Annotated in this window: 17 protein-coding genes and 4 pseudogenes; 9 read left to right on the top strand and 12 right to left on the bottom strand. The window is 68.6% G+C overall.

What is annotated here, in order from left to right; genetic code table 11:
- Window positions 1–53: 53 nt before the first annotated feature.
- Window positions 54–137: pseudogene (locus OHO83_RS08560) on the top strand (IS5/IS1182 family transposase); the annotation flags it as partial.
- 260 nt (window positions 138–397) lie between these two features.
- On the opposite strand, the gene OHO83_RS08555 reads toward OHO83_RS08560, so the two are convergent.
- Window positions 398–1,096, bottom strand: a complete 699-nt coding sequence (locus OHO83_RS08555; protein WP_330279044.1) for a nucleotidyltransferase domain-containing protein — start codon at window positions 1,094–1,096, stop codon at window positions 398–400.
- Window positions 1,097–1,441: 345 nt separating this feature from the next.
- Between OHO83_RS08555 and OHO83_RS08550 the strand changes: the two are divergent.
- Window positions 1,442–1,558, top strand: a pseudogene (locus tag OHO83_RS08550) (signal peptidase I); the annotation flags it as partial.
- A gap of 206 nt (window positions 1,559–1,764) precedes the next feature.
- Window positions 1,765–2,490 (top strand): hypothetical protein, encoded by a 726-nt coding sequence (locus OHO83_RS08545; RefSeq protein ID WP_330279043.1) that lies wholly within the window; start codon window positions 1,765–1,767, stop codon window positions 2,488–2,490.
- Window positions 2,491–2,649: 159 nt separating this feature from the next.
- On the opposite strand, the gene OHO83_RS08540 is transcribed toward OHO83_RS08545, so the two are convergent.
- The 7 genes and pseudogenes from OHO83_RS08540 to OHO83_RS08510 all read right to left on the bottom strand — a co-directional run bounded on the left by OHO83_RS08540 (window position 2,650) and on the right by OHO83_RS08510 (window position 6,049).
- Window positions 2,650–2,859: a DUF6959 family protein gene (locus tag OHO83_RS08540; protein WP_405597759.1), complete on the bottom strand. Its 210-nt coding sequence runs from the start codon at window positions 2,857–2,859 to the stop codon at window positions 2,650–2,652.
- A gap of 28 nt (window positions 2,860–2,887) precedes the next feature.
- Window positions 2,888–3,031: pseudogene (locus OHO83_RS08535) on the bottom strand (IS5/IS1182 family transposase); the annotation flags it as partial.
- 201 nt (window positions 3,032–3,232) lie between these two features.
- On the bottom strand, window positions 3,233–3,658 hold the full coding sequence (locus OHO83_RS08530; RefSeq protein WP_266677246.1) for a DUF4267 domain-containing protein: 426 nt from the start codon (window positions 3,656–3,658) through the stop codon (window positions 3,233–3,235).
- Window positions 3,649–4,023 (bottom strand): hypothetical protein, encoded by a 375-nt coding sequence (locus OHO83_RS08525; RefSeq protein ID WP_330279042.1) that lies wholly within the window; start codon window positions 4,021–4,023, stop codon window positions 3,649–3,651. Before OHO83_RS08525 ends, OHO83_RS08530 begins: the two co-directional genes overlap by 10 nt.
- 531 nt (window positions 4,024–4,554) lie before the next feature.
- Entirely contained in the window at window positions 4,555–4,941 is a 387-nt protein-coding gene (locus OHO83_RS08520; protein ID WP_330279041.1) for a VOC family protein, read from the bottom strand.
- Window positions 4,942–5,073: 132 nt separating this feature from the next.
- A complete protein-coding gene (locus OHO83_RS08515; protein WP_330279040.1) occupies window positions 5,074–5,424 on the bottom strand; it encodes an antibiotic biosynthesis monooxygenase family protein in 351 nt (116 codons plus the stop codon).
- Between the two features lie 178 nt (window positions 5,425–5,602).
- Window positions 5,603–6,049 (bottom strand): DUF1772 domain-containing protein, encoded by a 447-nt coding sequence (locus OHO83_RS08510; RefSeq protein WP_330279039.1) that lies wholly within the window; start codon window positions 6,047–6,049, stop codon window positions 5,603–5,605.
- 98 nt (window positions 6,050–6,147) lie between these two features.
- Between OHO83_RS08510 and OHO83_RS08505 the strand changes: the two genes are divergently transcribed.
- A complete protein-coding gene (locus OHO83_RS08505; protein WP_330279038.1) occupies window positions 6,148–6,726 on the top strand; it encodes a TetR/AcrR family transcriptional regulator in 579 nt (192 codons plus the stop codon).
- 168 nt (window positions 6,727–6,894) lie between these two features.
- On the opposite strand, the gene OHO83_RS08500 is transcribed toward OHO83_RS08505, so the two are convergent.
- Entirely contained in the window at window positions 6,895–7,044 is a 150-nt protein-coding gene (locus tag OHO83_RS08500) for a hypothetical protein (RefSeq protein ID WP_330279037.1), read from the bottom strand.
- A gap of 507 nt (window positions 7,045–7,551) precedes the next feature.
- On the opposite strand from OHO83_RS08500, the gene OHO83_RS08495 reads away from it, so the two are divergent.
- From OHO83_RS08495 to OHO83_RS08485, 3 genes and pseudogenes are all read left to right on the top strand, one after another.
- Window positions 7,552–7,746: a DUF6417 family protein gene (locus tag OHO83_RS08495; RefSeq protein ID WP_329432755.1), complete on the top strand. Its 195-nt coding sequence runs from the start codon at window positions 7,552–7,554 to the stop codon at window positions 7,744–7,746.
- 180 nt (window positions 7,747–7,926) lie between these two features.
- Entirely contained in the window at window positions 7,927–8,295 is a 369-nt protein-coding gene (locus tag OHO83_RS08490; protein ID WP_330279036.1) for a helix-turn-helix transcriptional regulator, read from the top strand.
- Window positions 8,296–8,550: 255 nt separating this feature from the next.
- Window positions 8,551–8,722: pseudogene (locus tag OHO83_RS08485) on the top strand (ectoine/hydroxyectoine ABC transporter ATP-binding protein EhuA); the annotation flags it as partial.
- 63 nt (window positions 8,723–8,785) lie between these two features.
- Here OHO83_RS08485 and OHO83_RS08480 read toward each other — a convergent pair.
- On the bottom strand, window positions 8,786–9,505 hold the full coding sequence (locus tag OHO83_RS08480) for a FadR/GntR family transcriptional regulator (RefSeq protein WP_266677266.1): 720 nt from the start codon (window positions 9,503–9,505) through the stop codon (window positions 8,786–8,788).
- Window positions 9,506–9,563: 58 nt separating this feature from the next.
- Between OHO83_RS08480 and OHO83_RS08475 the strand changes: the two genes are divergently transcribed.
- Window positions 9,564–10,355, top strand: a complete 792-nt coding sequence (locus OHO83_RS08475) for a gamma-glutamyl-gamma-aminobutyrate hydrolase family protein (protein ID WP_330279035.1) — start codon at window positions 9,564–9,566, stop codon at window positions 10,353–10,355.
- The gene (locus OHO83_RS08470) at window positions 10,352–11,851 is read left to right on the top strand and encodes an amino acid permease (RefSeq protein WP_330279034.1); all 1,500 of its coding nucleotides are present in this window, start codon (window positions 10,352–10,354) and stop codon (window positions 11,849–11,851) included. The genes OHO83_RS08475 and OHO83_RS08470 overlap by 4 nt, the downstream gene beginning before the upstream one ends.
- A gap of 437 nt (window positions 11,852–12,288) precedes the next feature.
- Here OHO83_RS08470 and OHO83_RS08465 read toward each other — a convergent pair whose 3' ends face one another.
- Window positions 12,289–13,029: a class I SAM-dependent methyltransferase gene (locus OHO83_RS08465; protein ID WP_330279033.1), complete on the bottom strand. Its 741-nt coding sequence runs from the start codon at window positions 13,027–13,029 to the stop codon at window positions 12,289–12,291.
- A gap of 106 nt (window positions 13,030–13,135) precedes the next feature.
- Entirely contained in the window at window positions 13,136–13,357 is a 222-nt protein-coding gene (locus OHO83_RS08460; RefSeq protein WP_329432748.1) for a hypothetical protein, read from the bottom strand.
- Between the last annotated feature and the right edge of the window lie 16 nt (window positions 13,358–13,373).

Here is a 13,373-nt window from a genome sequence, read left to right as displayed (position 1 = left end):
AAGGCCTCTATCTCGGCTTTGAGGCGAGCGATCTGGGCATCCCGAGGGTCCGGCATGGCACCCCGCTCGCTGTCTCTTTGGCCAGCGGAAACCGTCACGATGTCACCCAGCTCATGCCGCTCCTGGACGCCGCCCCGGGTCGTCGGTGGCGGGCACGGCTTGGATCGGGGGCGGCACGTCGTGGAGCAGGTCGAGGAGGAAGGCCCCTGGTAAAAGGCTGCATGACAGACATTCAGGGCTGCAGGTCACGGGGCCCGCCTTGCCGAGGCCGAGCCGGCTCCAGCGTGGCCCCCAAACTCGATCTGGCCGGAGCCGAGGAGGAAGCTGCCGCCGTAGCCAACTGAACCTGCCTGCAGAAGGCATGGCGCCTGTGGTGATGTAGCTGCGCCCCACCGACTCATCGGACGGCATACCCGTCCCACAGCGGGCCGCCGGCTCGGTCCAGCACCTCTGTCACGGCCGCGGCGAAGACGCTCGCGTCCCCGGTGAACGCCTGCGCGGCGCCCCCGGTCAGCGTGCGGTGCAGCCCGGGGTCGGCCGCGGCCAGCCGCCGCGACAACCACTTGCCTCCGCCGAGCCAGTGCCCGCCAACCAGCAGGACCAGCTGCGAGGCGCGCTGCAGCATGTGCGCGACCAAGTGCACCCGCTCGGCAGGGTCCGCGCAGCCACGCAGGTCGTCGAGGAGGTCGGTCAGGATGTACCGCTGGTAGTCCCGCTCACGGTCCGAGAGCGGCGGCGGGCCCGCAGCCCAACGCTTTCGCGCCTCGGCCTGGAGCGAAGCGCCGAGCCCATCCGTGTCTACCAGGAGCATGCCGTCGGAACACATGGCGAGCAGCGGTGAACTCCGCTTCGCGGTCTCCTGATCGGCGAAGCGGTGCCAGGCGGCCTGCGTCTGCACGAATAGCTCCACCGGCCATCCGCGGTACACCAGGTTCTCCCGGTTGGGTGCGGGCGGCCCGTCCAAGAGGACCACGATGTCCAGATCGGAGGTGGGCGTCCGGCGGTCGGTCAGTACGCTGCCGGCGAGGAAGGCTGCTCGGGCGCCGGGAAACCGATCCCGCACCAGTTCGTGGGCGGTGAGCACGGGGTCGTCCATGCAGGAACCCTACGGACACCCTTTCCCAAGGCACAGCGAATTGTTCACACGACGCGGCGGCATAGCGGCGCTGTCACGACTCGGGTTCTGGCTCACTTTCCGTGGAGCATGCACCCTCAGTGACGGTGATCGAGCTAGCAAGCCCTGGGGATGTTGCCCGGAATTGACCCGTACCGGGTGCGGCATGGCTGACAGTTCGGCCCGTGGAAGAAGTGGTGCTCCGGCTGGAGGAGTTGTTGTTCCCGTCGATCGCCGATGTGGCGGTGCTGTCGGTCGACGTGGACGACGAGGCGGTACACATAGAGGCGCGAAGCACGCCGGCTGGGGCCGTCTGCCCCGGATGCGGGAGCTGGTCACGGCGGATGGTTCGCGGAGGAAGAGCCGGTGGTACTGACTGTTCGGTGGCCGTCCGTGCCCGGCTATGCAGCGATAGAGAAGGACCAGGCGCAACTGCGGACCTGACACGAATGGGCGATGTCGTCCCCCACAATGGCGCGCCCCCGCCTGGCTGAGTCGGGGCGTGCGGCTCGCCTAAGCGTCAACCCCCCTGCCGTCTGATAGAGAATGTCCCACTTGGTGCGGTCTTGCACCCGGAACAGTCACCGGGTGCATCTCTGTGTTCGCACCCCGCGCCACGACGGCGACTGACGCGACAGCAGAGGGAGATCATGCGCTGGACACTCACACGTCGGGCGGCAACGTCGGCGGCTCTCGCCGGAACGATCGCCCTTGTCACGGCGATGCTGCAGCCGGCCCATACCGGAACGCAGACCGGGGTCGCGCAGTCGTTCGCGCCCGTGGCGGAGCAACGGCCCAGTTCGCCCACGCCGCGTCCGCCTCATCTTCCCCGGGGCTTTCGTGGGAAGGGCAAGTGGATCGTCCGGGACCTGGACGTCACGGTCCCGTTCACCTGGGAGGGGAGAAACGGCGACAGCCAGATGACCGCGGGCGGCCCGCAGTACCCGATCTGGTTCACCAACCTGATCTACCACGGCAGCCTCTACACGCTGACCTACAAGTGGCCCGGCCTGAACGAACATCCGTGCTCGCGGATCCCGGGCTTCGACCTCGACCAGTTGAACCAGGTACTTCGAGGCGCACGGTTCGTCGGGCGGGAGATCCTCCAGCAGCACCCGGACCGGCACGTGAACCACTGGAGGGTCGGTGTCGTGCTGCCGAAGCTGCCTCCGGGGAATTTCCTGCGGTTCCCCCTTGCGCTGGGCGACATCTACGTCGATCAGAAGGATCGGGGTACGTTCTGGCAGGTGCTGCAATTCGGAGTCCAGAATCTCTACGACCCTGAGTTGGACGAGTGGCTCGTGATGGACAATTTCCAGCACAAGCCCGGTACGGTCACGCTTCCCCCGCGCTGCTCAGCACTGCGGCCGGCCTAGGTTTGCACGACAACCCGCCTCGGGGATGGACCTCATCAAACGGGCGAATCAGGGTTCCGCCGCGAGCGCCCACGCGGGCCGGGTTCCTCGTTTCACCAGCTCAGCCGGCGAATCAGCCCTGGATCACCTCAGCTTCCCAGGCTGGGGGCGCCTACCAGCTCAGTACGGCCGCGGGATCTCGTGCTCGTCCAATGCTGCTTCGTACTGCGCCAGCAGAGCATCGAGGTTCGCCAGGAGAAGGCCGGTGGACTGCCGAGCTTCATCCAGGTCGTCTGGCTCGCATGCCTTCGCGACCTCGGCCACATCACCGCGGAGGATGTGAAGGGAGTCGCCCTGCACCACGACCCCGGGGAACCCACTACCTGGCATGCGAACCACAGCGGCGTTGCCGCCATCGGTGGATGATCGCGGCGAACAGCGCCTCATCAGGCGTGTCCTGGGTTCCACCGCGCTGCGGGCGCACCCTGGACGGCGGCAGCAACGGCTTCGCGATCCCCCACAATCCGTCCGGAACAATCCAACTCCACGCGCCCTGAGCCATGTTGAGGTGTCTAGCGTCTCACCACGTAGGACACCGTCTTAGGGTGGCCGCTGCGGTGCAGCAGGCCGCCTCAGTCATCAGGTCGTCTCTCACTGGAAGGAGATCGTCTGCCTGGTGTTTCCCGGCGGGCGCTGACACGCGAATACCGGCCCGTGGCAAGGTGGCCAGGCCGGTGGTCCGGGCCACCTCGGACGGGTGGGATCAGGCGGGCTGCGGGGCGGGCGTCGCCGGAGCGGCCGCGACCTTGCGGGTCTCGCGCATCATCAGCAGGCCGTTGACCACCATCAGTGTCGCGGTCAGGCCGTGGACGCCGAACGCGGTGGCCACGGAGCCGTGGTGGGCCAGCACGTTGGTCAAGTCGCCGTACGCGGCGAGGGCCTCCATCAGCAGCGCCCAGCCCAACGCCCGGCGGTGGCCCGTCACCAGCAGGATCCCCAGGACCAGAGCCAGGACGACGTCGCGGATTCCCTTGATGATCAGGAAGCCGTCGCCGTCGCCGGACGGCCAGCTCGGCAGGCCGTAGCCCGGCGCCGTCGTCTCCGGGCTCACGATGTACTCCGTCCCGAACCAGAGGATGAAGAGGATGAAGGCGGCGGCCAAGACGGTGTTGATCTTCTTCAGCGACATTGTTCTTCTCCTTGCGAGTCTTCGTGAGCTCGGTGGAGCCCGGTGAGTCGTATGGGGCATGGTCGGGTGGCGCGTAACGCGGCTGATGTGGCGGGCGTAGCGAGGGCGGCCGACGACGTGCCAGATGTGCGTACCGGTGCGGGGAGTGCGGACAGGAGCGTGGTGCGCTCGGCCAGGTTCGCGTCCTCCAGGACGAGGCCGAAGAGGGTGAGCAGGGTGAGCTTGGGGGTGTTGGCCACCAGGTGGTCGCCCAGGGAGGGCCATTCCTTTTCGGTGATGTGCTCGGCTGCCAGCGGAAGGAGGGTGGGTTTCTCGTGGTCGAGGTGTTCGAGCAGGACCGCCCGGTGATCGGTGAGGGGCGCCACGAGGGTGTCGCGCTCGTCGGCTCCGGAGGTGGCCGCTCATGCCGGGACTGCGGTGTCCAGCCTGGTCAGCGTGGCTTCAACGCGCTCGTGCTGGGCCTGCATGTGCAGGACGATGTCCGCCTCCGGATCGACCCGGGACAGGAGGGGCGGCCACGGCAGTTCGGGCCGGCCGGTACCCGCCGGAGCATGTGCTGGGCGACAAGGGCTAAAGCACCCGTGCTGTCCGATTGCACCCGCGTGCGCGCGGGATCGGGCCCACCATTCCCGAGCGGGCCGATCAGGTGGCCAACCGGGCCCGGCGGGGCTGAGCGGGCGGGTACCGACCGGCTTTTGATGGCGAGCGCTACAAGTAGCGCGACGTGGTCGAGAGGTGCACTAGCCGCCTCAAGCAGTGGCGCGGGACAGCGACCAGTTATGACAAGACCGCCCAGTCCCACCAGGCAGCCGTGACCCTGGCAGCGCTGATGATCTGGATGCGCACAGAGTGAAGACAGGCCCTGGAAGCCGTGATCCGCTGGGCCGCCATCCGTCTCACGACCCGGTGCCGCCCGGGGTGAGGATTTCCGTGAGATGTCCGTCGGGGTCGTGGAAGTAGGTGCCTCTGCGGCCTTTGGTGCGCTTGCTGCGATAGATCTGCCCCATCTCTTGGCATGTGGGATCGCCGTAGTGGGTGATTCCCCGGTGCTGGATGCGGGCGAGGGCGGCGTCGAACTCCTGCTCGCTGACCATGAACGCGTAGTGGTGTGGGTCGAAGTCGTCCACCTGGTCGTAGTCCAGGCTGACTTGGTTGGCCAGCGTGACCGGCGTGAAGTGCGCCACCGGCGGATCGACACTCAGGCCGAGGATTTCGGCCAGGAACTGCGCCGAGGTTTGCGGGTCATGGGCAGGGACGATGGTGTGGTTCAGTTGCACGGCCATAGGGACTCCTCTTCCGGGACGGGTCACGCGTGTTGGGGTGGTCGGCGACCCGGCATGGTGCATGGATGCGTGAGTGCCCGCGGGGGAGGGCAGGGCTTCTCCGGCTGCCGTCCCCCGACTACAGCTGCCGTGTCATGCGTCGATCTGCTCGAAGATGTGCGGGTACGACACGATGTCGTCGGGGAACTCGGCTGCCATGCGCTGGAACTCCGGGCTGCCGAACGCCGTGGCGAGCGCCTCGGTCGACTCCCAGAGCGCGATGTTCATCAGCAGCTGACTGTCCCCGGTTCCCTTGTGCATCTGCAGGGAGACGAATCCCGGCTGAGCCTTCATGAATTCGGCCTGCCTGTGAAAGAGGGCCAGGAACAACTCAGTCCTCTCCTTCGGAACGACGAAGGTGTTGGCCAGGGCGATGGGCCCGGTCTTCTCCTTGAGCTGCGCGAACATCGGCGTGTGCGGGTCGAGACTGTGCAGCTTGGCCATTTCGGTACGTCCTCTCGCTATCGGTCAGTGGGTGGCGCCGGCGCCCGCGTCGTGGGGATGCCGGCGGAGTTCGAGGGTGTTGGTGTCCGGGTTCTGGATGTGGATGAGGTGGCGGTGCCGCACTTCGGGCGCACGGCCGAGCGGTTGCGGCTGACGATCGGAGGGTGAGCCCGTGGGCTCAGGTGAGGGCGGTGACCAGCAGGGCGAAGGCGGCGATGATGACGGCGACGCGGACGTAGTGGTAGCGGTCCCAGCGGTTCATCTGCTCCTTCCAGTCGGCGGGCCGGTTTTCGGGGGTCCATGTCTTGCCCTGGTTGTTGATCGGGACGAGCAGCAGGATCGACATGATCACGCTGAGGATCAGCAGTGCGCCGGCGGTGACGACGAGGCCGGCGCCGTCGTGATGCCATCCGGCGATGGCCCAGATGCCGACGAGGACGAGCGAGCCGATGTACCAGACCGGCATCACGGCGCCGAGCATCCGGCCCCCGTGGGCGCGGCCGAGTTGGCCGCTGTCATCGGGGAGTGCGTCGAGGATCCGGTTGATGACGAAGGCGACGGAGAACTCCACCCCGACCATCAGGCCGACGACCACGGTAGTGATGACCTCGAGTGCGTTGAGCATGATGACCCCTCCTAGGCACTGGATCCTAGCGTTGCTAGGTGATGAGGCAACGCTAGCGCTGCTGCCGCTCTCATGTCTAGCGGTGCTAGGATCGAATCATGTCGGTACAGGAACGCAAGCAGCGCGAACGGGCGGAGCGCGAGCGCCTCATCGTGGCGACGGCCCGCGAACTCGCCGAGCTGCAGGGCTGGGACGCGGTCACCACCCGCCGGCTCGCCGAGCGCATCGAGTACAGCCAGCCCGTCCTCTACAGCCACTTCCGCGGCAAGCGGGAGATCATCGGCGCCGTCGCCCTCCAGGGCGCCACCGAGCTGGCCGCGGCGGTGCGGGCCGCGACCGCCGCCGCGAACGGCCCGCGCGAGCGGGTTGCCGCCCTCGCCCGCGCCTACCTCGACTTCGCCGCATCCAACCCGGCGGTCTACGACGCCATCTTCCAGCTCGACGGCGGTCTGGCGTACGCACAGGAGGAAACCCCGGAACCTCTCAAGGACGCCTTCGCCGCGCTGCTGGAGACCCTCGGCGAGGTCACCGGGGACGGCGTCGACCCGGGGCTGTTCACCGAGGTGTTCTGGGCATCCCTGCACGGGGTGGCGACCTTGACCCGGTCGGGACGGCTGCCGCCGGAGTACACCGACTCGAGGGTGGAGCTGCTGGTGGACCGGCTCGCCATCGTCTGACACCTCATCTCGGCGGGTGCGCAGCCGGGGCCCTCGGGCCCGACGCTGCCTTCCTGCGGCCCGCACGGCGCAGTCGCAGATCGGCGGGCTCCGTCCCCTCGACGGGGCACTTGCCCCGGAAGCTGCGACGCTCATTGATCGCGACCCGATCCGCGCCCTGACGCCACGTCATTCGCCGGTGTCCTCGTGGTCCTCGTCAAGGTGGGCGGTCGCCGGGTCACGCAGGGGGCGCAGGCCCTCGCGTGGCGGGCGCGCGGCGAAGCGGTAGCGGTCCTGGCGGTTGAGATCGGCGTGCTTCAGCGGGGCGACTCGGGCCACGTCCTCGTCCAGGCCGTCATGCTCCCGCTCCGTGGGCGGCTGGGCCCGCAGATGGTCGACGGCGGCGTCGAGGTAGCGGTTGTCCCGAGCGCGGCGGCACTTCGTAACCCGGCCGAGCGCACCGAGAAATGAGGAGCCTGACCGTCAGCAGCAGAGCAGCTCGCTCACCGATGCAACCTGCACCGATGAGCAGCACAGCATGCTGAAACTGTGGCGCCGTCCGAAGCGGCAGACCGGTCCGGCCTGCGACCGGTGCGATCGGCCCACAGGGCATCCGTCCCGGTACAACATGCCGCGCACGCCGTGGCGTTGAGACCCATGCAAGGAGAAGGCCACGGCGACTTTGCTGCGGACCGCGAAGATGCCTGACACATATATCTCCAGTGCCGCCTCCGCCTGACGAGCCAGGGGCAGACGCTCCGGGCGGGTCGCCGCGCTTGCGTCCATGTGGGTGCACGTCCACCGAAGCACAGTGCCGCGAGCCCCGACATCGTCGTTGAAGCGCGCATGAGCCAAGACATCACCAGCGCCCTTCCTGCCCCAGACGCGGCCGCGCGCCGACTGGAGGTCCTCACATCTGAGGAAACCCACGATCTGCTGCGTCTGCTGCACCTCATCGCGGGCGAAGAGCTGGACGAACTCTCGCAGGAAGCGGAGTGGTTCGCCCGCGAGATCGCTGCCCGCATTCCGTCGGAAAACTGAGACTCACCAGCCGAAACACCGAAAGACCGGCGAGCTGGCAGCTGCATCACGTCGATTCGTGCCTGCCGCACCGCCGTTCTGCCAGATCCACGTCTGCGGACACATGCTCGATTGGCCGAAGCCCTGCGGCAACGGAACTCGTTGGGCATGTCACCTGCTACGACGCTGATGAGGAGCCAAGTGAGCAAGAAGAAGCGGAAGGGCCGCAAGCACCGGACCGTGAATCGGACACCGCGGCCCGGCCCGGCGCCCAAAAATGTCTCTGCGGAGAAAACCCCGATCCAGGCCACGGCGGTCAGCCAACGCCCCGCACCGGAGCAGCTGGGCCACCATGCTGCCCGCACCTACGGACAACTGCTGGAGCACGGACCGCACTCGATCCAGCATCTGTGTGAGGCGGTCGGCTACACCAAGCGGACGATCATGAAACACGTGGACGGGCTCGCACAGATCGGCCTGGCGGTGCAAGAAGCTGATGGCCGCTGGGCGGCGGTCAACCGGACGCAGAACGCCACCACGAGTAGCACCTGTGCCGTGCCGCGACAATAGACGCGCCAGTGGCTGCGGGCAGCTGACAGCGGGACCAGGCATCCCGGGGCGCCACCAGGCATGGCCGGCGCCGGACTGAGTCCGAGCCCAGAACTTGTCGGTAGCCTCCCGCCCGGGCGCGGTCCAGGATCACCGACACGTCGGCGGCCGGTAGGGTCACGACCGCTTGGCCTGCCGCATGCCCCCCGTGATGCGGCAGGCCAAGCACCTGCTCACCTCAAGGCCTCGTGCCTGGCATGAGCCGCCGCGATCCGCGCCGGCATGACGATGATCGTCGTCACGTACGGCAGGGGCTTCGCTCGCGAGGTCGGCGGCAGCCTCGTCTTCATGGACGGCGGCGTCGTCGTCGAATCCGGACACCCCCTGCGATGTCCTGACCAACCCGCAACGCGAACGCACCCAGTCGTTCCTGTCCAAGGTGGTGTAGTTCCCAGTGGCGAAAGGGGGCGTCCGGGGTCTCGACTCCGGACGTCCCCTTCACGTACGTCGGTTACTGGACGAACGGAAGGAACAGGTCCGCGGTCGCCTCGGCGTGGATCGTGAACTGCTCGCGCGCCTGCGCCGCGTCACTGTGCTCGATCGCCGCGACGAGACCACGGTGCTGCTGGTCGGGCGTACTGCGCGCCTCCACGCCGCCGGGGTGCTCCGCCAGGAGCCGGGTCAGCTCGTCCTGGATGCCCTGTTCGGCCTCCATCAGCCGCCGGGAGCCGGAGAGTTCGGCGATGTGGAGGTGGAGTCCGGCGTCCAGCGTGCGATAGGCCTCCGCGTCGGCGACGGCCTCGTCGGTCGCGGCCTCGAGTTCGCGCAGCCTCGCAAGACCCGCCTCGGAGGCGCGCCTCGCCGCCCGGGCGGACGCCTCCCCGGACACCGCGATCCGCCACGCCGTCAGCTCTTCGATGTCGGCCTGCGTGTACGGGTGGAGGGCGGTCAGCTCCCGGATCCGGGCGAGTACTTCGGGCACCACATAAGTGCCGGCGCGGTGTCCGCGCCGGGTCTCGATCAGCCCGTCCTCCCGGAGCACGGCCATGGCGTGACGCATGGTCATCACGGCCACCCCGAACATCTCGGCAAGGGCCTTCTCCGGAGGGAAGCGGTCACCGCCGACGAGGATCCGCGCGCCGATCAGCTCGTTGAGCCGCCGCGCGATCGCCTCCGCCGCTCCCGCCGAGCGCACCGGCGCGATGTGTTGGGCCCAGCCCTTGTCGTCCATGAAACCTATCCTCTAGATTTCGCATCTCTACCGCAAGTTGCGATCAGCAGGAGAGCCTATGAGTACGACTGAGTCCGCGGCACCGGCACCCCGCATCGGAATACCCGTACGCCTGAGCGACGCCACCGCGCCCGGCGCCGACCAGCGCGTGCTCGAGGCGAACCGCATCTTCGACGACATCGTCGACCTGATCCGCGCCGCGGGCGCCGAGCCCGTCCTGCTGCGGCCGTCCGAGGACGGGAGCACGCTCGACGCCCAAGCCTTCGACTGTCGCGGCTTCGTCGTGCCGGGCGGCGGGGACGTCGATCCGGCCCGGTACGGAGCCGACCCGGACCATTCGGCGCTCTACGACGTCAATCCCGCGCAGGACCGGCTGGACACGGCCGTGATCCAGCACGCCCTGGACGGCGGGTTCCCGCTCCTGGGTATCTGCCGCGGCATGCAGCTGCTCAACGTCCTGCGCGGCGGCACCCTCCACCTCGACCTGCCGAAGACCTCCGTCGCGCACGACCCGGAGCCCGGCCAGGAGTGGGCCGTGCACGACGTCGTGCTGTCGGCCGGGAGCGCGGTGGCCGCGGTGTTCGGACGCGACCGGATCCCCGTGTCCTCCGGTCACCACCAGGCGGTCGACCGGGTGGGCGACGGACTGCGGGTGTCGGCCCGCGCGGACGACGGATGCGTGGAGGCCATCGAGGCATACACCGCCTCCGATGCCGCCGACGCCGCATGGACCGTCGGCGTCCAATGGCATCCCGAGGCGTTCGTCCCCAGCCCGGAGCTGCGCCTGCCGCTGTTCAGCGCGCTGTCGCAGCAGGTGCGTGCCCAGTCGCGGACAGGGGTCCGGTCATGAAGGAAGAGAACGCAACGGTGGCGCGGCAGCGCACCGACACGGCCGAAGGCGCGGGCCGGGGCGTGCTGCCGGGTGGTCCGGCTGTTGCGGGCGGTGGCTCGGCGACGTTGGCCCAGAGCCTGCGCAGCCGCCACATCACCATGATCAGCATCGGTGGTGCGGTCGGCGCGGGACTCTTCGTCGGCTCGGGGGTGAGCATCCAGCAGGCGGGCCCGGGCATCCTGATCTCGTACGCCGTCACAGCCGCCGTCGTCATCCTGGTTATGCGCATGCTGGCCGAGATGTCGATGCCCCGACCGGACACCGGTGCCTTCGCGGTGTACGGACGACTGGCCTTCGGCCGCTGGGCAGGGTTCGCGAGCGGCTGGCTCTACTGGGTCGGCTGGCCCCTGGGGCTGTGCGTCGAGTCGATCGCGCTCGCACAGATCGTGCACGGCTGGCTGCCGGCTCTGCCGGTCTGGCTCACCGCCCTGACCGTGGTGGCCGTGGTCAGCGCGGTCAACCTGACCTCCGTACGCGCCTACGGCGAGATGGAGTTCTGGGCCGTCTGGATCAAGGTCGCGGTGATCGCCCTGTTCATCGCGGTCGGCATCGTCGCGGTCGCCGGCCTGCTGCCGGGTACGCCTGCACCCGGCGTCGGAAACCTCGTGGACCACGGCGGCTTCCTCCCCATGGGACTCAGCGGCGTCGTCATCGCCACCTCGGGCGCCATGTTCTCCTTCTCCGGCACCGAGATCGTGACCATCGCCGCGGGCGAGACGCGGGACGCCGCGGCCGCCATCCGCAAGAGCACCCGCACCATCCTGGTCCGGGTCAGCGTCTTCTACCTCGGCTCGCTGGCCGTGATCGTGCTGCTCCTGCCCTGGAACAGCGCCGCCGTCGGGGCGAGCCCGTTCGTCGCCACCCTCAGCCATCTCGGCCTGAACGGCGCGTCCACCCTCCTGAACATCGTGCTGTTCGCCGCACTGCTCTCCACGATGAACTCCCAGCTCTACGCCAGCTCCAGGATGCTCTTCGCGCTCGCCCGCGACCAGGACGCCCCGGCCTTCCTCGCACGCGTCTCCCGGCGCGGGGTGCCCTACACGGCGATCCTGCTCACCGTCGCGGTCGCCGTGCTCTGCCTGCTGCTCCAGGTGTTCCATCCGACCACGGCCTTCACCCGGCTCGTGAACATCACCGGCGACACCGTCTACATCACCTGGATCGGCATCGCCGCCTCCCACCTCGTACTCGGCCGCCACGACCGCGCCGCAGGGCGCCGTCCCGCGACCGGCACGGGAGTCTGGCTCTTCCCTTGGCTCACCTGGGCGACCCTGATCGCGCTCGTCGCGCTGTACGCGGTGATGATCTCCCTGCCGGACGCCCGCGAGGACGCCGTGCTCGCCCTCGGATTCACCGTGGCCATCGCGCTGGTGGGCCTGTGGCTGCAGCGGAAGCGACCGGTGCGCGATCAGTCCGGCGCACTCCAGCCGAACCAACCGCAGGAGGTCTCCTAGAGGGCAAGGGAAGAACACGCCGGTGGCGCACGCCTGTGTCGGCGTACGTACGGGGCGGAGCGCTCGCCTCACCGGCTCTGAAGGAGCGCCGTCAGAAGAACCTGTGGCCCGGCTGCTCTTGCTCAGGGCAGCACGAGCGCGACGGGCGGTGCGGCCGGCTCCGTAGCCGGCTGCACCGCCCGTGCGCCCATCGTCCCGACAGGCCAAGGTGTATTGCCCCGATGCGTTGTTTGCGCGTGGTCTGGCACGCCGACCTGCGGCGTTGTCGTCGGTTGCCGACGCTCCACGCTGTCGCCCTCCTCCGCCTTGCATCTCGACGCACCAGACCCCGCTCACCAGCACAAATCAGCGCGGGCCACCGAGTGCGACTTGATCCGCCGGACAGACCCTGGGCCTGTCCGGCGAGGGGATGCCTTCACGTCTCGGCGCGGCGGAACTTACGGTTTGTGGGTTACCCAGAGCAGTTCCGCCGGCCAGCGGTGTGCCCAGTCGGGTGGGTCGGTTTCGTTGTAGCCGTTGGGTGTTCCGAGCTCGGGCCGCGGCTCGATGAGGTCGTCGATGATGAGACCCGCGCCGCGCAGGACCTTGACCCAGTCGCCGTAGGTGAGCTGATAGCTGGTCGCGCCGTCGTCTTCGGCGATGGTGTTCAGTCCGAAGTAGGCCTGCTGCAGCGTCGTGGTCACGCGGCCGGCGGCTTCGTCGTAGCAAGCTTCGAACCATGGGCTGGCGACGTTGAACACCAGGCGCCCGCCTCGGCCCAAGACACGTGCGGCCTGCGGGACGGCCAGGTGTGGGGGCGCCCAGCTGAGCCCACCGAAGTCGCAGAACACCAGGTCGAAGCTGTCGGCGGCGAAGGGGAGTTGTTCGGCGGCGCCTTGCACCAGCGGGTAGCGGGCCGCTCCCATCGCGCGTGCTGCTGCGGCGAGTTGGGCTTCGGACAGGTCGAGCCCGACCACGGTGGCGCCCTCGGCGGCGAGCGCCCTGGACCACTGGCCGGCGCCGCAGCCGAGTTCGAGGACGCGCTTGCCGGTGACGTCGCCCAAGGCGTGCAGGTGCGCGTCGGGGACGGAGTACATGCCCCACAGCCGGGGTGTGGCGCCGATTTGAGGGTCATGCTTGTGCTGGTAGGCGCTGCTGATCTGGTTCCAGAGCCGCCGGTTGGCGGGGATGCTGTCCACGTGCCGACTCCAGCACTGCCTGCCGGGGGCGGTCAACACGATGAGGGCACTGGTCGGCCCTCGCTTCGGTCCGGCCTGGCCCGGCCCATGATGCACCGGACGAGCCCTAGACGGCTGGCCGGCCGGGATGTGTTGGGATGACCAGGACGTCGAGGTTGTAGCGATTGGACACCTGGGCGGTCTGATGCTGCACCCTGGTCCGCAGCTGGGCAAGTGCCTCGTTGAACTTCACTTCGCTGCCAGGGCCGAAGTTGCCGCCGTCTTGGCGCTCACACTCCTCGATGAACTCGTTGAATCCGTGACGGATCGCGGCGAGCCGCTGGTTCAAGTCGCTTCCTGGCTCT

The organism is Streptomyces sp. NBC_00569 (assembly GCF_036345255.1).
In the GTDB taxonomy this organism is placed as follows: Bacteria; Actinomycetota; Actinomycetes; order Streptomycetales; family Streptomycetaceae; genus Streptomyces.
The sequence above is the reverse complement of the archived record's forward strand: the minus strand, read 5'-3'. Positions and strand labels throughout refer to the sequence as shown.

What these genes read in the sequence shown, in the direction of transcription:
- OHO83_RS08555 (WP_330279044.1), bottom strand. Translation starts at nt 1,096, where the DNA reads ATGGACGACCCCGTGCTCACCGCCCACGAACTGGTGCGGGATCGGTTT.
- OHO83_RS08545 (WP_330279043.1), top strand. Translation starts at nt 1,765, where the DNA reads ATGCGCTGGACACTCACACGTCGGGCGGCAACGTCGGCGGCTCTCGCC.
- OHO83_RS08540 (WP_405597759.1), bottom strand. Translation starts at nt 2,859, where the DNA reads ATGCCAGGTAGTGGGTTCCCCGGGGTCGTGGTGCAGGGCGACTCCCTT.
- OHO83_RS08530 (WP_266677246.1), bottom strand. Translation starts at nt 3,658, where the DNA reads ATGTCGCTGAAGAAGATCAACACCGTCTTGGCCGCCGCCTTCATCCTC.
- OHO83_RS08520 (WP_330279041.1), bottom strand. Translation starts at nt 4,941, where the DNA reads ATGGCCGTGCAACTGAACCACACCATCGTCCCTGCCCATGACCCGCAA.
- OHO83_RS08515 (WP_330279040.1), bottom strand. Translation starts at nt 5,424, where the DNA reads ATGGCCAAGCTGCACAGTCTCGACCCGCACACGCCGATGTTCGCGCAG.
- OHO83_RS08510 (WP_330279039.1), bottom strand. Translation starts at nt 6,049, where the DNA reads ATGCTCAACGCACTCGAGGTCATCACTACCGTGGTCGTCGGCCTGATG.
- OHO83_RS08505 (WP_330279038.1), top strand. Translation starts at nt 6,148, where the DNA reads ATGTCGGTACAGGAACGCAAGCAGCGCGAACGGGCGGAGCGCGAGCGC.
- OHO83_RS08495 (WP_329432755.1), top strand. Translation starts at nt 7,552, where the DNA reads ATGAGCCAAGACATCACCAGCGCCCTTCCTGCCCCAGACGCGGCCGCG.
- OHO83_RS08480 (WP_266677266.1), bottom strand. Translation starts at nt 9,505, where the DNA reads ATGGACGACAAGGGCTGGGCCCAACACATCGCGCCGGTGCGCTCGGCG.
- OHO83_RS08475 (WP_330279035.1), top strand. Translation starts at nt 9,564, where the DNA reads ATGAGTACGACTGAGTCCGCGGCACCGGCACCCCGCATCGGAATACCC.
- OHO83_RS08470 (WP_330279034.1), top strand. Translation starts at nt 10,352, where the DNA reads ATGAAGGAAGAGAACGCAACGGTGGCGCGGCAGCGCACCGACACGGCC.